The sequence below is a fragment of the Sphingobium sp. TomMM7A genome (assembly GCF_055397305.1).
Genome location: NZ_AP027312.1, coordinates 176,549 through 198,808 on the forward strand (window position 1 = coordinate 176,549; position 22,260 = coordinate 198,808).

General features: G+C 64.6%; 20 protein-coding genes. 13 read left to right on the forward strand and 7 right to left on the reverse strand.

Annotated elements, in window-relative coordinates; genetic code table 11:
* The first annotated feature begins 80 nt into the window (after positions 1–80).
* From ACZ5ZH_RS13590 to ACZ5ZH_RS13630, 9 genes are all read left to right on the forward strand, one after another.
* A complete protein-coding gene (locus tag ACZ5ZH_RS13590) occupies positions 81–1,022 on the forward strand; it encodes a tetratricopeptide repeat protein (protein WP_464773248.1) in 942 nt (313 codons plus the stop codon).
* Positions 1,023–1,341: 319 nt separating this feature from the next.
* The gene (locus tag ACZ5ZH_RS13595; RefSeq protein ID WP_464775247.1) at positions 1,342–3,015 is read left to right on the forward strand and encodes a ShlB/FhaC/HecB family hemolysin secretion/activation protein; all 1,674 of its coding nucleotides are present in this window, start codon (positions 1,342–1,344) and stop codon (positions 3,013–3,015) included.
* A 36-nt stretch (positions 3,016–3,051) separates the two neighbouring features.
* The gene (locus tag ACZ5ZH_RS13600) at positions 3,052–3,612 is read left to right on the forward strand and encodes a 2OG-Fe(II) oxygenase (protein ID WP_464773250.1); all 561 of its coding nucleotides are present in this window, start codon (positions 3,052–3,054) and stop codon (positions 3,610–3,612) included.
* Between the two features lie 510 nt (positions 3,613–4,122).
* Positions 4,123–5,535: a hypothetical protein gene (locus ACZ5ZH_RS13605; protein WP_464773251.1), complete on the forward strand. Its 1,413-nt coding sequence runs from the start codon at positions 4,123–4,125 to the stop codon at positions 5,533–5,535.
* Between the two features lie 96 nt (positions 5,536–5,631).
* Positions 5,632–6,795, forward strand: coding sequence for an EAL domain-containing protein (locus ACZ5ZH_RS13610; RefSeq protein WP_464773252.1), 1,164 nt, complete (start codon positions 5,632–5,634; stop codon positions 6,793–6,795).
* A gap of 29 nt (positions 6,796–6,824) precedes the next feature.
* Positions 6,825–7,814 carry a ParB/RepB/Spo0J family partition protein gene (locus tag ACZ5ZH_RS13615; protein WP_464773253.1) on the forward strand — a complete coding sequence of 330 codons (990 nt, stop codon included), beginning with the start codon at positions 6,825–6,827 and terminating at the stop codon, positions 7,812–7,814.
* A 239-nt stretch (positions 7,815–8,053) separates the two neighbouring features.
* Positions 8,054–9,133, forward strand: a complete 1,080-nt coding sequence (locus ACZ5ZH_RS13620; protein ID WP_464773254.1) for a Rieske 2Fe-2S domain-containing protein — start codon at positions 8,054–8,056, stop codon at positions 9,131–9,133.
* Between the two features lie 123 nt (positions 9,134–9,256).
* Positions 9,257–9,934, forward strand: a complete 678-nt coding sequence (locus ACZ5ZH_RS13625; protein WP_449469519.1) for a hypothetical protein — start codon at positions 9,257–9,259, stop codon at positions 9,932–9,934.
* Between the two features lie 419 nt (positions 9,935–10,353).
* On the forward strand, positions 10,354–10,764 hold the full coding sequence (locus ACZ5ZH_RS13630; protein WP_449469518.1) for a low affinity iron permease family protein: 411 nt from the start codon (positions 10,354–10,356) through the stop codon (positions 10,762–10,764).
* Positions 10,765–11,014: 250 nt separating this feature from the next.
* Here the strand turns inward: ACZ5ZH_RS13630 and ACZ5ZH_RS13635 are convergent, their stop codons facing one another.
* Positions 11,015–11,785: an SDR family NAD(P)-dependent oxidoreductase gene (locus ACZ5ZH_RS13635; RefSeq protein ID WP_464773255.1), complete on the reverse strand. Its 771-nt coding sequence runs from the start codon at positions 11,783–11,785 to the stop codon at positions 11,015–11,017.
* A 30-nt stretch (positions 11,786–11,815) separates the two neighbouring features.
* Positions 11,816–12,886 (reverse strand): Rieske 2Fe-2S domain-containing protein, encoded by a 1,071-nt coding sequence (locus tag ACZ5ZH_RS13640; RefSeq protein ID WP_464773256.1) that lies wholly within the window; start codon positions 12,884–12,886, stop codon positions 11,816–11,818.
* Between the two features lie 123 nt (positions 12,887–13,009).
* On the opposite strand from ACZ5ZH_RS13640, the gene ACZ5ZH_RS13645 reads away from it, so the two are divergent.
* Positions 13,010–13,747, forward strand: a complete 738-nt coding sequence (locus tag ACZ5ZH_RS13645) for a helix-turn-helix domain-containing protein (protein WP_464775248.1) — start codon at positions 13,010–13,012, stop codon at positions 13,745–13,747.
* Here the strand turns inward: ACZ5ZH_RS13645 and ACZ5ZH_RS13650 are convergent.
* From ACZ5ZH_RS13650 to ACZ5ZH_RS13670, 5 genes are all read right to left on the reverse strand, one after another.
* Positions 13,744–14,682, reverse strand: a complete 939-nt coding sequence (locus tag ACZ5ZH_RS13650) for an AEC family transporter (RefSeq protein ID WP_464773258.1) — start codon at positions 14,680–14,682, stop codon at positions 13,744–13,746. The genes ACZ5ZH_RS13645 and ACZ5ZH_RS13650 overlap by 4 nt on opposite strands.
* Before the next feature lie 255 nt (positions 14,683–14,937).
* Positions 14,938–15,792: a sugar phosphate isomerase/epimerase family protein gene (locus ACZ5ZH_RS13655; protein WP_464773259.1), complete on the reverse strand. Its 855-nt coding sequence runs from the start codon at positions 15,790–15,792 to the stop codon at positions 14,938–14,940.
* Between the two features lie 12 nt (positions 15,793–15,804).
* The gene (locus ACZ5ZH_RS13660; protein ID WP_460988624.1) at positions 15,805–16,704 is read right to left on the reverse strand and encodes an NAD(P)-dependent oxidoreductase; all 900 of its coding nucleotides are present in this window, start codon (positions 16,702–16,704) and stop codon (positions 15,805–15,807) included.
* A gap of 232 nt (positions 16,705–16,936) precedes the next feature.
* Positions 16,937–18,181 carry a CaiB/BaiF CoA transferase family protein gene (locus tag ACZ5ZH_RS13665; protein ID WP_464773260.1) on the reverse strand — a complete coding sequence of 415 codons (1,245 nt, stop codon included), beginning with the start codon at positions 18,179–18,181 and terminating at the stop codon, positions 16,937–16,939.
* Positions 18,178–18,978, reverse strand: a complete 801-nt coding sequence (locus ACZ5ZH_RS13670) for a crotonase/enoyl-CoA hydratase family protein (protein ID WP_464773261.1) — start codon at positions 18,976–18,978, stop codon at positions 18,178–18,180. The genes ACZ5ZH_RS13665 and ACZ5ZH_RS13670 overlap by 4 nt, the downstream gene beginning before the upstream one ends.
* Before the next feature lie 104 nt (positions 18,979–19,082).
* Between ACZ5ZH_RS13670 and ACZ5ZH_RS13675 the strand changes: the two genes are divergently transcribed.
* The 3 genes from ACZ5ZH_RS13675 to ACZ5ZH_RS13685 all read left to right on the forward strand — a co-directional run bounded on the left by ACZ5ZH_RS13675 (position 19,083) and on the right by ACZ5ZH_RS13685 (position 22,135).
* Entirely contained in the window at positions 19,083–19,955 is an 873-nt protein-coding gene (locus ACZ5ZH_RS13675) for a LysR family transcriptional regulator (RefSeq protein WP_464773262.1), read from the forward strand.
* Positions 19,956–20,043: 88 nt separating this feature from the next.
* Positions 20,044–21,198, forward strand: coding sequence for an acyl-CoA dehydrogenase family protein (locus ACZ5ZH_RS13680; RefSeq protein ID WP_449469504.1), 1,155 nt, complete (start codon positions 20,044–20,046; stop codon positions 21,196–21,198).
* 13 nt (positions 21,199–21,211) lie between these two features.
* Positions 21,212–22,135 (forward strand): acyl-CoA dehydrogenase family protein, encoded by a 924-nt coding sequence (locus ACZ5ZH_RS13685; protein WP_464773263.1) that lies wholly within the window; start codon positions 21,212–21,214, stop codon positions 22,133–22,135.
* The last annotated feature ends 125 nt before the right edge of the window (positions 22,136–22,260 follow it).

Genomic DNA, 22,260 nt, shown 5'->3' on the forward strand with positions numbered 1-22,260 from the left:
GCGCGGATCAAGTCTTTGGGCACTCTATCAATTCCGCTGCGTCACGCTAGAGAGCAGTTGAGATTATCGGGGGTGTGGAAGTGGCGAAGCTGAGCGTGGGGCGCATGGCTCTCATCGGAGCGGCGGGGCTGGCGATCGTTTCAGTCGGCTATAATGTCTGGCGCGACCGGCCGGAAAAGGCGGAGACAGCATCCGCGTCGGCCCCCTTCGCCGCGCCCGGCCAGCAGCCCTCCGATCCGGAAAGCGTCATCCGCGGCTTGCAGGAGCGGGTCGGCGCCAATCCCAACGATGCGGAAGGCTGGCAGATGCTCGGCTGGGCCTATTTCGAAAATGGCCGCCACGCCGACGCGGCGCGCGCCTATCGCCGTGCGGTGAAGCTCGCCCCGAACAACGCGACCTTCTGGTCATCGCTCGGCGAAGCGGTCGTGATGGCGAGCGAGCATGACCCGATGCCAAAGGAAGCCGCCGATGCTTTCGACAAGGCGGTGAAGCTCGACCCCAAGGAGCCACGCGCGAGATACTTCCAGGCAGTGCGCAAGGACCTCGCCAAGGATCATGAGGGCGCGATCCGCGATTGGCTGGCCCTGCTCGCCGACACGCCGCCCGGCGCGCCATGGGAAGCGGACCTGCGCCGCACGATCGAGCAGGTGGGGAAGATCAACGGCATCAACGTCGAGGAACGCCTGGCCGCAGTAAAGCCCACCGCGCCGCATCCGCCGATCGGCTCGGTCGCGACAGCGGCAATCCCCGGCCCAAGCCGCGAGCAGATGCAGTCGGCGTCGCAGCTTCCCAAGGGCCAGCAGGACGCGATGATCGAGGGTATGGTGTCGGGGCTGGAGGCCAAGCTCAAGGCCAATCCCGGCAATGTCGACGGCTGGATCATGCTGATGCGCAGCCGGATGACGCTCGGCGAAACGGCCAAGGCGCAGGCGGCGTATGAGGCGGCGCGCAAGGCCAATCCGGGGCAGGCCGCAAGGCTGAAGGACGAGGCGCGGCTGCTGGGAGTGCCGGGCGTTAAATAAATCCTCCCCATCGTCAGATGGGGAGGTGGCAGGCCAACGGCCTGACGGAGGGGAAGGGGCGCAACCTGCGTAATTTCTCTCCTCTCGCCTCCAGCGCGGGAGGACTGACGGGTGCAACGGCTCGACCGGCCCTACGCCCTTCCCGCTCCACCTCTGGGCCGATCCCGCCAATCTGGTGACAATCGCCGCTTGTCCCGATGGAGAATCGGGCTGAAATGCACCAAATCGGTTCCACTTCGGGGCCAAATCGCAAAGACATTGCTCTAGGCCCTAATGCTGGCAGGCGCCATTTTCCATGGCGTGGGGCGGCATGGGGCAAATGGGTTTTAACAGGGTTCTGGATGGGCTGAAGGCGATTGTGGCGGCGGTGGCGCTCGTCACAATGGCCGCTCCCGCAGCGGCGCAGATCGCCGGGCCGGGACAGGCCACGTCGGCGCCAGTCATAGACCGGGACAGGGCCGATCGGGTCGCACCGGGCCTTGCCCCTTCCCCTTCCGTGCCTGTCGCCGCGCCCGCCCCTGCGGTCGGAACGGTGGGCAATGCGGCCGAAAGCGTTCGACTGGCGCGGGTGCATTATTTGGGAAGTTCGCTGCCCGCGCCGCTGCTGGACGAGGCGGTGGCTCCGTTGATCGGACGGCCATTGACGCGTGGGACATTGCAGGCGGTGGCGAAGGCGGTAAGCGATGCCTACGCCCGCAGCGACATCGCCTTTTATTCCGTGTCCATCCCGGCGCAGGTGCCCGCAGGGGGACAGTTGATCGTCAAGATCGTCGAAGGACGGGTGAAGGAATATCGGCTGGCGGGCGTTTCCCCCAGCATGCCGATCCGCCTGATCGACGCGCAGATGCGGCGCCTGAAGCGCGATACGCCGCTGCGCAAGGCGACGCTGGAACGCGCGCTGGGCCTGCTGCGCGACATACCGGGCCAAAGCGTCGAGGCGCGAGTGCGCCAAGGCGGGGGCGAAGGCGACCTGATCCTGGACCTGATAGTCAAGCGGGAGCAAGTGCAGATCGGCATCCTGATCGACAATAGCGCCGTCAACAACGTGATCGACGGCGTGCAGGCGCAATTGTCGGTCACGGCCAATGGGCTACTGCGCGAAGGCGACAGCACTCGGATCGCGGGCTATCTGCCCTTCTACCCCGAGCGCTATCAACTCTTTTCCCTAAGCCACTCCACCCCGATCGGCAGCAACGGCACGACCCTGTCCGCCAATATCGCCCATATGAAAAGCCGCGTCCGCGACCGGCCGATCGAAGGAGAAGCGACGCTGGCGGGGCTGACGATCAGCCACGCGCTGGTCCGCTCCAACAAGACCAACCTGACCGTCACTGCGTCGATCGACGGAATCGACAGCAGCAATTATTTCCTCGATGTCCGATTTGGCGACTATAAATCGCGGGCGGTGCGGCTGGGCGCGTCCTGGTCGCACTCCGATCAGCGGCAAGGGCAGGCCCTGTCGGCGGTCGTCAGCCGGGGCGTGGGCATACTGGGCGCGCGGGCCTTTACCGGCTTTTCGGAAAAAATCTTCACCAAGGTCAATGTGCAGGCGGTGGCCGTGCGCACCCTGTCGAAGCGCGTCGCCCTGAAACTGAATGCAAAGGCGCAATATTCCCGCGACAGGTTGCCGGTGACAGAGCGCTTTTCATTAGGCGGCAGCGGCGCTGGCATGGCGTTCCCGTTGGGGATCAGGACCGCCGAACAGGCCATTGCGGGCGGCGCTGAATTAAGCTGGACCCCCGCGCGATCCGGGGTTTTGCAAAAGGCGACGCTCTTCACCTATGCCGATGGCGCGGTCGCGCATGCGGTGGCCCGACCCCAATACCGCCTGCCTGCGGAGGATTTCTCGCTCGCATCGGCTGGTGGCGGCGTGCGCATCGGCATCGGCAGCAAATGGCGGGCGAGCGCGGAAGTTGCGGTGCCGATCAAGCGCGCCGCCAGCGCAGATTCGCGCCGGGCGCGCTTCTTCTTCGGCATCGGGCGCGCCTTCTGACCCCGTTTTGCGTGTACGCAAAGGAAGGCTTAGATCATGAACAATGTGTGGGAAGTGTGGCCGTCGGCACTGACGGCCGCCGAATGCGATGCCATCGTCAAGCGGGCGGACTTCTATGCCGACCAGTCGGCGACGGTCGGCTTTGCGGACAGCAGTCGCGACGATCAGACCTATCGATCCTCCATCATCCGTTGGTTTGATCCGTTGCGGGAGAAGGACATTATCGACCGGCTGATGCAATTTGTCGGCGCCTCCAACCGGACCAATTTCGGCGTGGACATCGTCGCGCCCTATGAAGTGCAGTTCACCGAATATCACGCCACCCAGCAGGGCAAATATGACTGGCATCAGGATGTGTGGCTGGAATCAGGCCGCCCGTTCGACCGCAAGCTGTCGGTCGTGGTCCAACTGTCCGAGCCGGACGAGTATGAAGGCGGCGCGTTCGAATTTTTCTGCGTGGCTCAACCCGGCGCGACCTTCGCGGCGCGGGGAAGTCTGCTGATCTTTCCGTCCTTCCTCCAACATCGGGTGCTGCCGGTGACGGCGGGGGTGCGGCGGAGCCTGGTGACCTGGGTCGAAGGGCCACGCTGGCGGTGAGGCGAGCTGTCATCGAAGCGCTACAGGCCCCTCTCCCCTTCAGGGGTCGGCCAGAGGCACGTGACTCTGGCCGAGGTGCCGAGCGTAGCGAAGGCGGGAGAGGGGACTGAAAGGCGACGTTGCTCCCCTCTCCCCAACCCTCTCCCCTGAAGGGGAGAGGGAGTAAGGCCGCTCGCCTAATCAGTTCCTCTTCCCACGCCCGCAGACTATATCGGACAGATCGAACCATAATGGACAAAGGTGGACAACGTCGCGAAGCCGCCCTTTTGCGCCGTTCAAAGCCGCCCAACCCCCATTTCCCTTATCCTCGCCCCCACTTTCCACCCAAAAACCACACCCTCGCACCCTTTGCGTACCTAACCCCACGCTTCCCACATCCCCTCCCACACCTCTTCGCCTCCAAAACCCCAATCTCACCAAATCGGTGATTTTAGAAGAAGCCGTAAGGGAATGCCGTGCTTAGCCTTGTGGCCTTGCGATGATGTTCGCATTGAACAGGGAGGTTGTAGCATGTCTTTGGTTGGGCCAGCGCGGTCAGGGCGGCGTCTGCTGCTTTGCGCCACGGCGATTCCGCTTTTCCTACTCGGCGCCTGCTCCGATGGCGTGGGTTTCAGTGTCCGCACGGCAGGCGGCAAGACGCCATCAGGGCCAACCGGTCCCAGCGGCCCCAGCGGCCCCGGTGGCCCAACGGGTCCAGGCGGTCCCACGGGTCCGGGCGGCCCCAGCGGCCCCGGTGGCCCAACGGGTCCAGGCGGTCCCACGGGTCCAGGTGGACCCACCGGCCCGAACGGTCCTACGGGTCCAGGTGGTCCGACAGGCCCCGGCGGCCCAACAGGACCGAACGGCCCGACAGGTCCCGCAGGCCCTACTGGACCCGGTGGCCCCACAGGTCCGACCGGCCCGTCTGGACCCAGTGGCCCGACCGGCCCAACCAGCGGCTCGCTGATCGGCGTCAATCTGGGTAACCAGGCGATCACGGGTCCGACAGGCCCCGGATCATTGGTCGGCCTGAATGTCCTGTCGGACGCCTGGAGCGCAACCGGAACCGTTGCCACGGTCAATCTGCTGAATGGAGATGGCACCGTTGTGCAGGCCACCCTGCCGACCACCGTCGCGGGCGTGCAGCAGGGACTGGCGCCGGTGGGTTCGCTCGCCGGAACCTTGCTGGGCGATCAGGCGGGCGGCACCGTCACCCAGTTGACCGATGGCCTCGCGCCCGTCGTGGCAACGGTGACCTCCGCCGCCACTCAGGTAACGGCGCCACTGCTCGACACGCTGAACGGCGCGCTCGCGCCCATCACGGCTCCGCTTGTCGGCAGCGATGGCGCGCTTGCCCCCGTTACGGGGCTGGTTGAAACCGTCGCGGGCGGCCTGACAGGCGTGCTCGGCGGTGGCGGCGCAGCGCCGGGCGGGTTGCTGGGCGGGCCGCTGATCGGCGCCAATGTCGGGGGCGAGGCGGTAACGGGTCCCTCCACCAGCGGCACGCTGGTCGGGGTCAACCTGTTGCCGTCCACCACGGCCCCGGCGCAGGGTCAGCTGCTGACCGCCGACGTGCTGACGCAGGGGACGATCGTCGATGTGGCGGTGCCCACGACCACGGCGGGCGTGGAGGCCGGACTCGCGCCGGTCGGCAATCTCGTCGGCGGCGTGCTGGGGGCGCAAGCGGGCGCTGCGGTCAATCAGGTCGTGACCGGCACCGCGCCAGTCGTCGCCACGGTGACATCGACCGTCGACAGCGTCGCTTCCGTGCTCGATGCCGTCAACGGACTGGCCCCGGCACTGCCCGCAGGCGGTAGCGGCGGCGGGGAATCGCTGCTGGCGCCAGTAACCGGATTGCTCGGTGGCGCTTCGGCTCCATCGACGGGCGAGCAAAGCCCGATCGCGCCGGTTACCGGCCTGTTGGGAGGCTTGTTGGGTCGCTGAGCCTTCCCACGGAGGGGAGAGGAGGCGGTGGTCGCCGCCTCCTCAAACCTTCCCGTCCCTTTCCTTGTGCGCCGGGTTCACTGAAAGGATCTGCCTTTGACGAAACCCCATCAGGCCGAGCATCTGCTCGTCATAAGTCTCAATAACTTTCCTGCGATCGAAGCGGCCTATGGTGCCGATGCCGCCGGTGGCGCGGTCGATCATCTCACCCATGCGGCCCGTCGGCATCTCGGTCGCATCAACCTTCGCGACGTGGAGGGAGGCCAGATCACGCTGACAGCGCGCTATCCGCTCATGCGATCCCTGCCTGTGGGAAGGCTAGGCGAAAGGCTCTGCGAGGCACTCGACAGCGAACCGTTCCGGTACGAAGGCCGCGACATATTGCTGTCCGTTTCCGCAGGCCATGCCGCCACTGGGGAAGGGGAGGCGCGCGCCCGGCTGACGGCCTCCAGCCTTCATCAGGGGGCCATTGCCATCCGACCCGGCGAGGCCACAGCCTTCTACCGCAAAGACATGGCGCAGGCCGCCGCTCTCTTGCATCAGGTGCAGGACGGCACAGCCTTCATCCGCTGGCGTCCGGTGTCGCGGGCAGAGGATAACCGCGGAACCCTATATCATGAAGCGACGCTGACCGGCGACCAAGCCGACTGCGCCACAAGCTACGCCGCGCTGGAGCGGCTCGGCCTGGCCCACTTGATCGACCGATTGCTGGTGCGCGACGTGCTGCGCGAACTGGAAGGCGATCCGACCGCCTGCCTGTCCGTCGCGCTTTCGCCCCAAAGCCTATCGCTCAACCTGCACGGTGAAGCGGCGGGCTGGGGCGAACTGCTCGACCGGCTAAGGCAAGCGCCACAGGTCGCACGGCGGCTGGTGATCGAGATCAGCGACCATAGCGACATCATCCTGTTTCGCGACGCGCTGGCTTTCGTCAGGACCTTGCGCGCGTTGGGCGTCCGGATATCGGTATCGCGCTTCGGCTCGGGCCGCGCCTCGGTCGGGCAGCTGATGGCGCTATCCCCCGATATGGTGAAGCTGGACAGCCCGTTCCTGCACACGGCCTGTGCATCGGAAAGCAACCGGTCGCGCGTCGCCTATCTTCTGGGTCTTGCCCGGACCATGACATCGACCGTGATCGTCGATGGCGCGGAGTCATCCTATGCCGACCCCGCTTTTGCGTACACGCAAAGAAGGCTCCCGCCGCCCCTCACTCGCACCATTACGGACGCAGTCCAGCGGGCGGGGCAAGGCACATGGCGCTAGTGCAGTCCCGGCAATAGAGGATGGATGGAATGGTGGCCTTGATACGGGAGATGATGGCGACGCTGTCCCGCGATGGCAAAATCGGCCGCGCGGCCATGGTCGAGCAGGAGGCGCTGGGTCGCCTGGACGACCGGCTCACCAGCTTTGCCGAGGCCAGGATCGACAGCCGGGCGCCGATGCTGATCCGGCCGGACGAATGCGTGGTCTGGGACGGCAATCCGCGCGATCAGCCGGGCCTCAATCCCGACAGCTGCCGGTCGCTGATCGAATCCATCGCGGCCGAGGGCGGCAACCGCATTCCCGTGCTGGTGCGGTTGAACACCGGCGCGTCGGAGCAGCCCTATCAATTGCTCGTCGGCAGCCGCCGCCGCTTTGCGATCGACTGGCTCAATCATAATGGCCGCCCTGAATTGCGCCTCAACGCGCTGCTGGTCGAGCTATCCGATGAGGAAGCCTTCCGTCTCGCGGATATAGAGAATCGGGAACGGGCCGACATTTGCGAACTCGACCGCGCGCGCAGTTATCAGCAGGCGGTGGATCGCTTCTATGGCGGCGTCCAGTCGCGCATGGCGCAAGCGCTGGGCCTGTCTAACAGCCAGCTCAGCCGCCTGCTCGCGCTTGCCCAACTGCCCGAAGAGGTGATCCAGGCCTTCGCCACGAAGGAGGATCTGAAGGTCCGCTATTCCGAATTGCTGACCCCCTTGCTGCGCAGGAACGAGCAGCGAGCGGACGTGATCGCCGAAGCGCGGATCATCGCGACAGAGCAGCAGGCGCGCGCGGCCGGTGACGGGCCGATGCTGCCATCCGCAACGGTTCTGTCCCGCCTGCGTCAAGCCGCCGCGCGGCGACCCAGGGATATGGGTGAGATCGTGATCCTCGCAGACGGCGATCGCATCGGGCGAGCACGGGTCGCCAAGGGGGCCGTCATGCTGGACGTCAGCGTCGCCAATGATGCCGATCTCGACGCCTTGCTCGCGACCTTGCGCGAAACCATATCGGCCGCGCGGGCGATGGCCTAAGCGGCCACGGCGCATGATTTCGGGCCTACGCAACGTCGGGATGACGCTGGGCGGCCGTTTCTCCAATGCGCAGTATTAAGGGCCGGTTCAAGCTTATTGGCGATAAGTAACTTGCGCGGGCGGATGGCTTTGCGTAAATTATATGGCAGCAGTTATCGTGGTCGGGCTGATCGCCATATGGTTCATATGGGCGAACGGCCCGTCCTGCTACGTCAGGTAGCGAGTGAGAGGATCAAGAAATGGCGACATCGTCGGACTATCGTCTGGGAGACTTCACCTTTCCGCGTGGCTGGTTCATGGTGGGCGAGAGCGCCGAGGCGACGAGCACGCCCAAGGCGATGCGCTATCTCGGTCAGGACATGGTGATGTACCGTGGCGAGAGCGGCAAGGTCTATGTGACCGAAGCCTATTGTCCGCATATGGGCGCGCATCTGGCGAAGAACACGACGAGCTATATCGTGCGCGATGGCGAGCAGGTGGAGGGCGAATCGATCCGCTGTCCCTTCCATGGCTGGCAATATGGCCCCGACGGTCAGTGCAAGAACATCCCCTATTCCGACTTCGTGCCCAAGGCAGCCAAGCTCAAGACCTTCCCGGCGATGGAACGGGCTGGCACGATCTGGATCTGGCATGATCCTGAAGGGCTCGAACCCAATTTCGACCTGCCCGACTTTGGCGGCCATTATGACGCGCCGGGCTGGGTCAACTGGAAGATCGACTATATGGGCGATCTTGATATCCACCCGATCGAGGTGGTCGACAATATGGCCGACTTTGGCCACTTCATCCCGATCCATGGCGCGAAGGATTTCGTCTACTTCGCCAATGAGTTCAAGGATCATATCGTCCATCAATATTATGCCGCCGGGCACCGCACGCTGGTGCAGAATCCCGATGACGTGCTGACGCTCGACACCTGGTACACCGGCCCCTCGATCCTCCAGTCGGAGATGGCGGGGACGTTCGACAGCTTCATCATGATCACCCACACGCCGATCGAGGATGGCAAGATCCGCGTCTGGCACGGCCTGATGGTGCAGGTGAATGACGGCACCGCGCCCATCACCGATGATCTGCGCGCCGCCGCGCTGGAATATCAGGAAGGCAGCCGCCTGGCCTTCGCCCAGGATGTCGAGATCTGGCAGAATAAGAGGGCGTGCCTCAACCCGCTCGTCATCCCCAATGACGGCCCCTATGGCAAGGTGCGCAGCTGGTACAAGCAGTTCTATAACCCGCGCGACAAGACGCCGGACATGCACAAGCGCACCAATGGCCTGCATGTCACACTCGACAAGCGTAGTTCCACGCAGGCGGCATAATGGCGGATCAGGTTGCGCCAACGGTTGCTTGGCGCAACTAACGGCGTTCAGGATGGATGGCCCGATCGGGCGGATTTTCCACGTAATACGGACCGTGTGAGCGGCCGGATCAGGAGACATGAAATGGCGACGTTGGCGGTAGAGGCACAGGATTGCATGCGTTCGATGGGGCATGTTGCCCTATATTATCCGAATGCGGAGGACGGCCCTGTCGCGGCCAAGCTGCTGACGCTTCTGGGCTTCGTGGAAACGCAGATGCTGCCCTTTCCCCAGGGAAACTTCTATCGTTTCGTGGTGCATAACGACAACCGCAGCCGCGGCGATGGCATCTTTTACCTGGCCGCGCTGCCCGCAGCGCAGGCCGCGCTGAACAAGGCCGCGCGCGAAGCGCTGGGCTATGGCACGGACAAGGAACATGCCGCGGTTGCCGCGCTGCGCGAAGCTGTCGACTCCGATCCCGAATATACGTTCCACATCGGAACGCTGGTCGATTCTTTCGAAGTGATCGAAAAGATGACGCTTGCCCTCATCGACGCGAACGAAAATGATCCGGACCTGAAGGGCCGCCTGAAGGTAAAGGTCAATCGCCCCCGTCAGGGCAATGCGGAAATCGACGCGCAACTGGACGCGTCACCCGCCTTCGGCAACGTCACGCGCTATGCCTATGGCCGCAACGGCCTTCAGCTGTTCGTCGAGACGGATTTGCTGACGAGCGGCCAGATCGGCGACACGCTGATCCTGGAGTTCGACTATGTGTGGCCGGGCTTTGACAGCCACATCCTGTCGGTGGTCGAACTCTGATCTACGGGTAGCAAGGGGAGCCTGCTCGCAGTCGCAGATGGCGGCGCGGGCTGCTCCCTCACCCACCATGATCAGCAGATTTATGCGGCAAGCTGCGCCGTCGCAGCCCCATGCCGACGATGCATGTCACCACTCCGGCGACTAGGGCATGATCATGCTTGCGTACTCGTCACCCCGGACTTGATCCGGGGTCCCGCTTCTGTTCTGAGGCTGTCGAGGCAGCGGGACCCCAGGTAAAGCTCGGGGCGACGGAAAAGCAGCCTTAATGCCGATGCTCCCGTCTAAGACGATCACGCTCAGGGTAGATATTGCGTATCCCGTGGCTTTTATCGCAGCGGCGTTGATCATTTCGCTTGGTTGAATGTTTCTAAATGTTGCTGGTTCCGAATGACCAGCGGCAGCAGCATTAGGGACATGATATGGACCGCATCTTCACCGCCATGGCCACCCGGATCGCCTCGGCCGCTGGCCAGCCGCTCAGCTTTGTGTTCGCGCTGGGGCTCATTCTGATATGGGGCGTGACCGGCCCCTTGTTCGGCTATTCGGACACATGGCAGCTGATCATCAACACCGGCACGACCATCGTCACTTTCCTGATGGTCTTTCTGATCCAGAACAGCCAGAATCGCGACGCCGCCGCCATGCAGGCAAAGCTGGACGAGGTCATCCGCGCTCTGGACGCCGCGCGCGAACAGTTCATCGGCATAGAGCATCGCAGCGCGAACGAGGTCGAAGAAATCCGCGCCGCGCTGGAAAAGGAAGTCGGCTGCGACGAAGGGAAAGCCGGTACAGCCGACGATAGCGTCGAACATGTCCTGCGACGGACCTAGAGCTTCGCACTCCAGATCAGGATCGGTTTCCCGCTCGTATGAGTTTACGCGCTAGGCTCCTTTTCCGTCACCCCGGGCTCGACCCGGGGTCCCGCTGCCTCGGCAGCGTCAGAACAGAAGCGGGACCCCGGAGCAAGTCCGGGGTGACGATCATGCAAACATGATCATGCTCTAGCGGACAGGAAGCGGAAAGGGAGAGGGTGGTAAAACCCTCCCCTAAAAACCTCTCACAAACCGCGCTGCGACAGCATCAGACCCCAAAGCCGCCCGACACCGAAATCACCTGACCCGTCACATAGCGGGCGCGTTCGGATGCGAAGAACACCGCCGCCTGTCCAATATCCTCCGACTGGCCCCAGCGCTTGAGGCAGAGCAGCTTCTTGGTCTCCGCGATCCAATAATCGTCGAACACGCCCTGCGCGGTCAGTTCGTGGAACATGCCCGCGTCGATGACGCCGACCAGCACCGAATTGGCCCGGATCTCATATTTGCCCTCTTCCTTGGCGATGCCCTTGATCAGCGCTTCATTGGCCGCCTTAGGGGCCACCGACAGGCCATCGAGCTTGGGCCACCAGTCATGCCCCGCCGATCCCAGATGGACGAACGACCCACCGCCCTTTTCGCGCATGTGCGGGATGAAGGCGCGGGCGGCATTGTAAAAGCCGAACACCTCGACCTCCATCGCCTGGCGGAACTGCTCGTCGCTCCATTCGGCGATCGCGACCTGCGGCACCAGCGGCCCCGCGCCCCACACGACGCTATGCACGCGGCCATGGGCAGCGGTGGCGGACGCGACGACCGCGTCCACCGAAGCGCGATCGCGCACATCGACCTGATGCAGGCTGGCCTTCACGCCCAGCGCTTCGATCGCCTGCGCTGTCGCTTCGGCCACGTCCTTCTTGCTGCGATAGCAGATGGCGACGTCCGTGCCCGACTTGGCGAACTCGACCGCGACGCCCTTGCCGATCCCGCCGCTCCCGCCAAAGATCAGCGCCGCGCCTTCCGGGAAATCCCTGTTCATTTCTATACTATCCTCTGTTCGTTATGAATGTCATTCGGCCGCTGCGGCTGTCGGCGCCTGATCCAGCCCCTTGGTGGCATGGTCGCCATTGGCGCGGCCCTGATGGCCCGCCGCCTGCGCGCGCGGATTATAGAATTGCCGATACCAGGCGCGGTTGCGGTGGAACGGCCCATCGGTCGGCAGGCGCAATATCTGCAACGCGGGCGCCTTCGTCCGCCAAATCTCGAAATCCTGCGAGAAGGCGGACAGGCCAAGCTGCTGATATTGGCCATGCAAGGTCACATCCTCTGCGGAGGGCGGCACCTGCCGTCCCCGCGTGATGATGCCATGCCACACATGGGTCACGCCATCCTCGACCGGCGTATGCAGCACGATCTGCACCGCATCCGTCTCACCCGAAAAGCGCGCGATCAGGATGCCCGGCCCAGTATAATAAGCATCGACGTCCAGCACGCCGCCCTCGCTGGTCATCGTCTCATGACCTCCGCCGGACAGCTGCCGTCCGGTGACGCCGTCGAAGCGCGAGTTGAAATAGGCGAGCCGTTGCCCGTGGACCGGCCCGAAATGCCGCGCATCGACCAGATTGTCGATAATCTCCTGCGGATGGACGGGTATCTGCCCCAGATCATCATAGATGCAGCGCACCCAGGCGGCATCTTCCCATTCCGGCAGGTCGGGCAGGGGATAGTCCGGCTCCATCTGCTCGGGATCATGCCATGCGAACAGGCATCCGAACCGCTCCTCCACCGGAAAAGCGCGCACGCGCGCGGCGGGCGGCAGCGGCCCGTCGAAATAGGGCACATTGTTGCAAATGCCGTCCGGTCCAAAGCGCCACGCATGATAGGGACAACGGATCGAGTCCCCCTCAATCCGCCGCGCGCCCGCGCCGGAACTTTGCTCGGCCGCCAGATGCGCGCCCATATGCGGGCAATAGGCATCGAGCAGCGCCGCCCGCCCGCTTTCCCCGCGATACAGCACCAGATCGCGCCCGAACATGCGCAGCGCGGTGGGCGCGGCAACGGCATCCTCGGCCCGCGCGATCATGAACCAGCCACGGGGAAAAGTGAATTCGCCCAAGCCATAGTCGGCCGTGGTCGCCATCCGTCCATCCTCTCTCTTATCTCGCGCGCATAGTGGGATAAGGACGCCACCGGATCAATTCACGCTTGCCCTCGGCAATCATTATATGATCCCATGCGATCACCTAACGATCGGACTTCGGACATGCCGCAAAATGAAAGCCCCGGTGTCGCCGCCATATTGGCCCAACTCCGCCACGAACTGCGCGTGCAGGGCGTCCGGGTCGCTGACCTCGCCGCCCGCATGGACGTCGCGGAGCCAACCCTGTGGCGTTGGCTGCGGGGCAGGGGGCTGACGCTCGACAATCTCGACCGCCTTTGCCTCGCCATCGGCATCGACGTGCGCGACCTGCTCGCCCGATCAGCCGACAGCGGCGCGGATCGCTTCACCCTGGCGCAGGAGCGCGTCCTCGCCGCCGACCGCAGCCTCGCGCTGCTCTTCTTCCTCGTCCTCAACGGCGCGCAGCGGGCGGAGTGCCAGTCGACGCTCGGCATCGACACGGCGACCCTGGGCGAAGCGATCGAGCGGCTCCGGCGCCTCGGCCTGGTCGACAGCCTGCCCGGCGGACGCCTGCGCCCCCTCACCAGCCGCGCCGTCCGCTGGCGCCCGGGCGGCCCGCTCGACCAGGCCTTCAACCGCGTGGTGAAGCATTTCTTCCTCGGCCCCTCACTGCTGGAGGGGGATGCGCGCTATGTCTCGGACATGCTCTGGCTCGGCCCCAACGGCCGCGACCGGGTGCAAGCCCTGTTCGAGCGGCTACGCGACGACGCCTATCTGATCGCCCGGCAGGAACGCGAAGCCGCAGCCGACACCGGCGACTGGTCCGCGCTGTTCATGCTCGTCCGCCCCTTGGCAATGGCCCGCGTCACCGAAGACCTTTAAGCCCCAAGCCACCACAGCATCCCGGTCAGCGTGATCGACGCCATCGTCGTCGTCAGCATGACCGCCCATGCGCTCAGTTCCATCGCCCAGCGCCCCGCCTTCCCCGCCAGCACAAAGCTCGACGCGCCGCACGGCATCGCCGCCATCAATATCGCGACCTTCGCCCAAAGCGGCGGGATCGGCGGCAGCATCCACAACAGCCCCGCCGTGATCAGCGGCTGCACAAGCAGCTTCAAAGCAACGACCCGCCCGATCGGTCCGGGCGTCGCGCTGCGCCGGGGCAGCGCGATGAAAATGCCGATCGCCGTCAGCGCGCACGGCGCCGTCGCCTGCGCCAGCGTCTGCATCAATATGTCGGCCGGCCCCGTCAGCGGCAGGCGCAGCACCGACCAGACACACCCCAACACCGCCATCAGGATCAACGGATTGCGCACCGTCGATCGCGCCGCCAGCTTCAACCCGGTGCCCACCCCATGGCCCTGGCTTGCCGTCACCTCGCTCATCACTAGACCGACCGTGAACACGATCGCCGAGTAGATCAGCATCGTCACGGACACCGGCGCGACCGCCTCCGGCCCCCAGGCCAGCGTCGCCACCGGCAGGCCGATAAAGCCCGTATTGCTGAAACAGGCGCACAAAGCCGCGATATTCGCATTCGCCCCCGACCGGCCGAACCGCCGCGCAATCGCAAAGGCCAGCGCATAGGTGATCAGCGCGCCCAGCGTCACGGCGATGAACATGCCCGGCACGGCCAGATTGCTCGGGTCCATATGCGCGATCGAACGAAAGGTGAGGATGGGCAGGGTGATGGCGATGACGAAGCGGTTCAGCACCTCGAACGCGCGATCGCCCAATATGTCATAGCGCCCGCACACATAGCCGATCAGGATCAGCCCAAATACCGGGACCAGCGCACCCAGGATCGTCACGGCCATGAAAAGCGCCCCTCATGCTCGACGGCGTCGCTCCCGCCGCGATGCACCTCCTATGACAGGACCGTTGCGGCGGAAACGCCTTTCTGCGCAATCGTCAGTGCATGCAGGACAATCGATCGCATCTGTATCAAGGCTTCCTTTCCGTCACCCCGGGCCTGACCCGGGCTCCCGCTGCCTCGGCAGCATCAGATAAGAAGCGGGAGCCCGGATCAAGTCCGGGGTGACGATCACTCAAACATGATCATGCCTAAAGGATCAGCGGCCAAATTGCGCCACGCTGCTCTCAAAGCTGCGCCGCGCGGCTTCGGTCAGCGGAAGCTGGCGAAAATCATCGGACAGGATTTCCACGCCATAAGGGCCTTCATAACCGGCCCGACCCATCGCGCGGATAAAGCCCGGCACATCAAACTCACCCTCGCCGCACAGTTTGCGATGGCGCATCGTATCTTCCGTGATCTCGCCCTGCATCGCCATCATCGCATCGCACAGTTCAGCGGCGATGATGAAGCGCGCGGGCAGTTGCGCAACCTCGTCCATCGTGCCGCCCGACCGCATCACATGCCAGATATCGACCAGCAGCCCGCCATTGGCCGCATCCGCCGCAGCCACCATCTCCAACGCGGCACCCAGGTTCGGCAGCGTCGAAAAGGGCAGCATCTCCAGCCCGATCATCACGCCATGATCCGCCGCCTGCGCACACAGCACCGCAAACTCGCCAGCCAGATCGTCACCCGCCGGATCGTCGGGCATGAACGGCGGCATCACCTTGATATGGCGCGCGCCCAGCGCGTCGGCGGCGCGGAACAGCTCCACCCGCGCCGCATCCGACCGAGCGCGACGCTCCCCCGATGCAAACCAATCCGCCAGATATTCCAGCTCGACGACCTTCTGCCCGGCATCATCCAGCAGCCGCTTGAGCGAGCCATAGTCCCGCCCACTCGCCTCCCAGGCAAGCAGGTCGCCCAGCCAAAAGCCCGTCCCCGCATAGCCCGCGCGCGCCGCCGCCTCGATCCGCTGCTCCAGAGGAAAGCGGCCCAGATTGTCCGGCCGGTCGGGCCGGACATTGCCTGCCGTGGTCCAGCAGGTGGCGATCAGTTGCGGCGCGCCCACGGCCTTTCCGGATCAATCCATGCGCGGCGTTTCGACACCGGCGTTGCGGCAGGCATAGTCGAGCAGCGCCGAATAATCCTTGTTCGCATAATCCGTCGCCCGCGCGCCACCAAACGCGGCATGCGCCGCCGCGCCCATGGGCAGGCCGACGCGGTTTTCCGCCGCCGCGTTCATCGCCAGGCTCAAATCCTTGAACGCCAGGTCGATGGTGAAGCCCGGCTCCATATCGCCCTTCAGCACCTTGTTCACCATCAGCACATGGAACTGGCCGTTGCGCGCCGTGGTGTTGCCGGTCACGTCATGCATGGTCTGGATGTCGAGGCCCAGCTTCGTACCCAGCGCCAGCGATTCCGCAACGATCTGCGCCGTCGACAGCAGCATGAAATTGTTGATCACCTTCATGCGGCTGCCCATGCCCGGCTTGCCGCAGCGGAAAATGTCGGTGCCCATCGCCTTCAGCGCCGGTTCGACCCGCGCGAATTCGGCGTCCTCCGCGCCGACCATGAACAACGATTCCCCGCGCTCGGCATGCAGCGCCAGACGGCCGATCGGCGCATCGACAAAGCCGATGCCCTTGGCTGCGCAGGCCGCCGCCACCCGGTCCGTGCCCTTTGCATCGATGGTGGAAAGGTCCATCAGCACCGCACCTGCGTCGATGTTGGCCAGCACGCCGTCCTCGCCCAGCACCACCGCTTCGACATGCTGCGTCGCGGGCAGGACGGTGATAACGATGTCCTGACCCCGGCTCGCCTCGGCGACGGTGGCGGCCTTGGCCGCGCCCAGCGCTGCCACCTTGTCCATCTTCTCCGCGTCGATGTCGTACACCGTGACCGCAAAGCCCTTGCGCTGAAGGTTCGATGACATGGGCAAACCCATGGCGCCCAGGCCGATGAAACCGATCTTGGTGGTCATGCTGTAATCCTCTCAAATCTTGGGCCGGGCGTCCCCGGCATGATGAACTGTTATTTCCCGATCTTTCAAGAGCGAAGCGGAAGGGGGGGGCTCGCTCCCTTCGTCACCCCGGACTTGATCCGGGGTCCCGCTACAGGACGCGCCAGAAAAGAAGCGGGACCCCGGCTTTTGCCGGGGTGACGAAGGGGAAGGGGCCATAATCACCGTCCTCCACGTCTCCGCTTGGAAAAAATCAATGCAGCTTTTCGGCAATTACCCCTGCTTCCACAAGGCCCGCTATCTGGCCTTCGGACAATCCCAGCACGTCGCTCAATACGTCGCGCGTATCTTCCCCCGAACGCGGCGGCGCACGGCGGTAATCGGCGGGCGTCTTGGAAAATTTCCCCGGATAGCCCAGCACCTTGACCGGCGTGCCGTCCGACCGAACCATGTCCTTGATGACGCCACGCGCGGCAATATGCTCGTCGGCAAGAATGTCGGGTATCTCATTGACCCGCCCGCCCGGCAGCTTGGCCGCTTCCATCGCGGCGATCAGATCGTCCGACTTCCACTTGGCAATCGCCGGTCCCATCTCGTCCTGCAAAGCCTTGCGGTTGGGCGACCGGTTGCCATTGTCGATAAAGCGCGGATCGTCCGGCAGGTCCGGCCGCCCGATCAGATCGCAGAAGCTGCGGAACTGCCGGTCGTTGCCCAACGCCACCAATATGTCGCCATCGGAACAGGAGAAATCCTGATAGGGCACGGTATTGGGATGCTCATTGCCCAGCCGCCGGGGGATCATGCCGCCATTCATATAGTTGGACGCCTGATTGGCGAGCAGCGCCACCTGCGTGTCGAGCAGCGACATGTCGATATGCTGGCCCTCGCCCGTGCGGTCCCGATGGGCAAGCGCGGCAAGGATGGAGATCGCCGAATACAGGCCCGTCACCAGATCGCTGATCGGGATGCCGACCTTCATCGGCCCGCCGCCCGCCTCACCGTCGGGACGCCCGGTGATCGACATCAGCCCGCTCATGCCCTGGATCAGGAAGTCGTAACCGCCGCGATCCTTGTACGGTCCATCCTGACCAAATCCGGTGATGGAACAATAGATGAGCTTGGGATTGATCGCGGACAGCGACGCATAATCCAGCCCATATTTATTGAGGCCACCGACGCGGAAATTCTCGACCACGATGTCCGCGCCCAGCGCGATCTCGCGGATCAGGTCGGCGCCACGCGGGTCGGCAAGGTTGATCGCAACCGACTGCTTGTTGCGGTTCGCGCACAGATAATAGGCCGCGTCCTTCGACCCGTCGTCCAGGAAGGGAGGCCCCCAGCGGCGGGTGTCGTCGCCTTGCCCCGGCTGCTCGACCTTGATCACGTCCGCGCCCAGATCGCCCAATATCTGCGTTGTCCACGGCCCCGCCAGCACGCGCGACAGGTCGAGCACCTTGATCCCGGCCAGAGGCCCGGTGGCTGTCTGCTGCTCGCTCACTTGTTTTTGAACTCCGGCGCGCGCTTGCCAAGGAAAGCGGCGATCGCTTCATGATGATCTTCGGTGTAATGGGCCAGCGACTGATAGCCCGCCGCCATTTCCAATAGCGTGGTCAGCTTCATGTCGGCCCCTTCGCGCATCAGCCGCTTGGCCATGCGGGTGGAGTGGCCAGGATTGGCGGCGATCTTGCCCGCCAGTTCCAGCGCCCGGTCCATCAGCTTGTCGGCGGGCAGCACTTCGGCGACGAGGCCATATTCCAGCGCGGTCTTGGCGTCGATCGCGTCGCCGGTCAGCGTCATGATATTGGCGCGCTGCGGCCCGATCAGGCGCGGCAACAGCCACCCGCCACCGCCGCCCGGAATGATGCCCAGCTTCACATAGCTTTCGGCGACCACGGCCGTGTCGGCCATCAGGCGGATGTCGCACATGCAACTGATGTCCAGGCCAAGGCCGATCGCCGGGCCATTGATCGCCGCGATGATGGGCACTTCCAGTTCATGGATAGCCGGGCCAATCATCTGCACGCTGGTGCGATAGGCGTTGCGGATTTCATAGGGCGTGCCGCCGAACATGCCGCTGCGCTCGGCCATATATTTGACATTGCCGCCCGCGCTGAACGCCTTGCCATTGCCGGTCAGGACGATCGCGCGCACCGAATTGTCCCGCACCATCTGGCGGCAGAAATCGACGATCTCCTCGCTATGCGCGACCTCGGTGATCGTGTTGCGTTCTTCGGGGCGGTTGAAACGGGCGATGACGACGGGGCCGTCGCGCTCGACGAGAAGAAACGGGTCCAAGCGGGGCTCTCCCAATCCAAACATGAAAAGATCGCAGGACGCTAGGCGCTCGCTTTCTATCAAGCTAATATTGATTTTCGATTGTTCGATATATGGAAGCTATCATGGAACTGCGCCAGCTCCGCTATTTTGTCATGCTTGCCGAAACCGGCAACTTCCACCGTGCAGCGGAGCGGCTCAACATGTCGCAGCCGCCGTTGACGGTCGCCATCCGCAAGCTGGAGGAAGAATTGGGTGCCGCCCTGTTCTTGCGAAGCGCGCGCGGCGTCACGCTGACTGCTGCGGGCCGCGCCTCGCTCGACATGGCGCGGGCGACCCTGGCGCAGGCGGACCGCTTCCGGGAAGCCGCGCGGGAAGGCGCGGCGGGGGAACGCGGTCAGTTGCGGGTGGGCTTTGTCGGGTCGGCGACCTTCGAATTGCTCCCCCGTCTCATCGCCGAATATCGCCGCCGCTATCCCGCCGTCGAACTGGTGCTGGAGGAAGCGACCAGCGCCGACATCGCGCGAAAGCTCGCCGCCGCCGAGCTGGACGTCGGGCTTGTCCGCCTGCCGCTGCTCCAGATCGCGGCCGTGGACACGCAGGTCATCGACCCCGACGAACTGCACGCGGCCTTGCCCGAAGGCAGCTCCTTCGCCGACGCGGACAGCGTGGAATTAAGCGATCTGGCGCAGCAACCCTTCATCCTGCAAAGCCGCATCAGCGTCCTCCATTCGATCACGCTCACCGCCTGCCAAAAGGCCGGGTTCATGCCCATCGTCGCGCAGGAAGCCGCGCAATTGAGCGCCGTCCTCGCTCTCGTCCGCTCCGGCCTCGGCGTCGCGCTCGTCCCCTCCCGCGCGGCAGGCTCGGTGCCCCAAGGCGTCCGCCTCGTCCGCCTCGCCAACAAGGTGCCCGTCCTCACCGGCGTAGCCCTCCCCCGCGACGCAGCGAGTCCGCTCGCCAAAAACTTCGCCGCCATCGCCTCCGATAGCCATTGAATATCGAATAACCGAAATTCGATATTGGACTATAAAGTCACAAAACGCGATCTATTCGCCACTTCCTTAACGGTTTCACGAGGCCGGCTTGTTCGAAACACTGACCCTTTCCACCCTCCCGCCCGAGGATGAGGCGATCCGCCCAGCCCTCCGCGCGCTGATCCAGGAAGCCATCGCCGAACTGCCGGTACACCGCCGCGCCCGATCCTGGCAGGGTTTCGACGCCGCCTTCAGCCGCAAGCTGGGTCAGGCCGGTTATCTCGGCCTCTCGCTGCCCAAGGAATATGGCGGCGTCGGCCGCGGCCCCTTCACCCGCTTCGTCGTGGTCGAAGAACTGCTCTCCGCAGGTGCCCCGGTCGCCGGGCACTGGATCGCCGACCGCCAGAGCGGCCCGCTGATCCTGCATTACGGCACCGAAGAACAGCGCCGCTTCTACCTCCCCCGCATCTCGAAGGGCGAAGCGCTTTTCTGCATCGGCATGAGCGAGCCGGGCTCCGGTTCCGACCTCGCCAGCGTCCGCAGCCGCGCCGATCAGCAGGCCGACGGCAGCTGGCTGCTGAACGGCCAGAAGATCTGGACCACCAACGCGATGCACAGCGATTATATGATCGCTCTCGTCCGCACATCGGGCACCAGCGCCGATCGGCAACAGGGCCTGTCCCAGCTGATCGTGGATCTGAAAGCCCCCGGCATCACGATCCGCCCGATCATCGACCTCACCGGCGACGCACATTTCGCCGAAGTCTTCTTCGAAGACGTCCGCCTCGCTCCCGACGCCCTCATCGGCGCGGAAGGGCAGGGGTGGAAGCAGGTCACGGCCGAGCTGGCCTTCGAACGCAGCGGGCCAGAGCGCATCTATTCCTCCGTCGTGCTGATCGACGCCTGGGTCCGCCATCTCGAAGCGGTTGGCCGCAAGGACAGCGCCACGCTGCGCCTCGTCGGATCGCTGATGGCGCAGCAGGCGGTACTGCGCGAAATGTCGCTGGCCGTTACCGCCCGACTGGTGGCGGGTGAAAGCCCGGTTGTCGAAGCCTCGCTGATGAAGGACCTCGGCACCAGCTTCGAGCAGGCGGTGCCGCAGCTGATCGGTGACGATCTGGCCGCCAATCCGGACGAGCCAGTCGATCCCGAACTCTACCGCACTTTGCTTTACGTCACCCATATCGCGCCCAGCTTCTCGCTGCGCGGCGGCACGCGTGAAATCCTGCGCGGCATCATCGCCCGCGGCCTTGGCCTGCGCTGAAGGGAGCCAATTCATGGACATGTCCGAACTGATCGATCCCTTCGCCCGCCTGATCGAAGATGTCTGCACCCCCGCCGCGATCCGCGAGATCGAGCAGGGCGGTGACAGCAGCGCGATGTGGAATGCCTTTGTCGAATCCGGTTTCCTTGACGCCCTCGTCGCTGAAGAGTCGGGCGGGGCAGGGCTCTCGTTGGAGGACGCCGCGCCACTGATCGCTTTGCTCGGCCGCCATGCCGTGCCGCTGCCGGTCGGTGACACGATGATCGCCCGCGCACTGCTCGCCGCAGCTGGCCTTGATGCGCCCGAAGGTCCGATCGCGATCGCCACCGGCGCAGGCGCAGTGCCCTTCGCCGTAGTCGCCTCCCACATCCTGTCGGGCACCCCGGACGCGCCGGTGCTGACTACCGCAAAGGTCGAGGCTACGGGGGTCCTCCATGACGCGGACGCCTATGCTTCAGGGCTGAACGGGGCTGCATTGCGCCCCATCGCTGCTGTGCTTCGGGCGCAGCTCATTTCCGGCGCGGCTGGCCGGGTCATGGAAATGACCGTCGCCTACGCCAATGAGCGTGTCCAATTCGGCAAGCCCATCGGCAAGCAGCAGGCAGTGCAGCAGCAATTGTCCGTCCTCGCCGAACAGGCCGTAGCCGCCCGCATCGCCGCCGCGATCGGCGCGCGCTCGGGGCTTGAACCCAAGCTCACCGACGCCGCGATCGCCAAGCACGGCACCAGCCTCGCGGCAGGGCAGGTCGCCGCCATCGCCCATGCGGTTCATGGCGCGATCGGCATCAGCGAGGAATATGACCTCCAATTGCTGACCCGCCGCCTGCACGGATGGCGGCTGGCCGATGGCTCGGAAAGCTATTGGGCCGGTGTTCTGGGCGAATTGAGGCTGGCGTCCGCCGCATCGCCGACCGCCGACTTCATTCGCGGGGCCTGAACGGGCCATTCACTGGCGGCTGGGTCTTGTCCCCTCCATGGCGAGAGGGGTAAGAGGCCGCCAACTAATGCGCGCGCAGCTGTCCAGTGGATGTGCTGTGCGGCGCAAGTCGGACCCTGGAGGAT

Coding starts and splice junctions, on each gene's coding strand:
- ACZ5ZH_RS13595 (WP_464775247.1), top strand. CDS start 1,342: ATGGGTTTTAACAGGGTTCTGGATGGGCTGAAGGCGATTGTGGCGGCG.
- ACZ5ZH_RS13600 (WP_464773250.1), top strand. CDS start 3,052: ATGAACAATGTGTGGGAAGTGTGGCCGTCGGCACTGACGGCCGCCGAA.
- ACZ5ZH_RS13605 (WP_464773251.1), top strand. CDS start 4,123: ATGTCTTTGGTTGGGCCAGCGCGGTCAGGGCGGCGTCTGCTGCTTTGC.
- ACZ5ZH_RS13615 (WP_464773253.1), top strand. CDS start 6,825: ATGGTGGCCTTGATACGGGAGATGATGGCGACGCTGTCCCGCGATGGC.
- ACZ5ZH_RS13620 (WP_464773254.1), top strand. CDS start 8,054: ATGGCGACATCGTCGGACTATCGTCTGGGAGACTTCACCTTTCCGCGT.
- ACZ5ZH_RS13625 (WP_449469519.1), top strand. CDS start 9,257: ATGGCGACGTTGGCGGTAGAGGCACAGGATTGCATGCGTTCGATGGGG.
- ACZ5ZH_RS13630 (WP_449469518.1), top strand. CDS start 10,354: ATGGACCGCATCTTCACCGCCATGGCCACCCGGATCGCCTCGGCCGCT.
- ACZ5ZH_RS13635 (WP_464773255.1), bottom strand. CDS start 11,785: ATGAACAGGGATTTCCCGGAAGGCGCGGCGCTGATCTTTGGCGGGAGC.
- ACZ5ZH_RS13640 (WP_464773256.1), bottom strand. CDS start 12,886: ATGGCGACCACGGCCGACTATGGCTTGGGCGAATTCACTTTTCCCCGT.
- ACZ5ZH_RS13645 (WP_464775248.1), top strand. CDS start 13,010: ATGCCGCAAAATGAAAGCCCCGGTGTCGCCGCCATATTGGCCCAACTC.
- ACZ5ZH_RS13650 (WP_464773258.1), bottom strand. CDS start 14,682: ATGGCCGTGACGATCCTGGGTGCGCTGGTCCCGGTATTTGGGCTGATC.
- ACZ5ZH_RS13660 (WP_460988624.1), bottom strand. CDS start 16,704: ATGACCACCAAGATCGGTTTCATCGGCCTGGGCGCCATGGGTTTGCCC.
- ACZ5ZH_RS13675 (WP_464773262.1), top strand. CDS start 19,083: ATGGAACTGCGCCAGCTCCGCTATTTTGTCATGCTTGCCGAAACCGGC.
- ACZ5ZH_RS13685 (WP_464773263.1), top strand. CDS start 21,212: ATGGACATGTCCGAACTGATCGATCCCTTCGCCCGCCTGATCGAAGAT.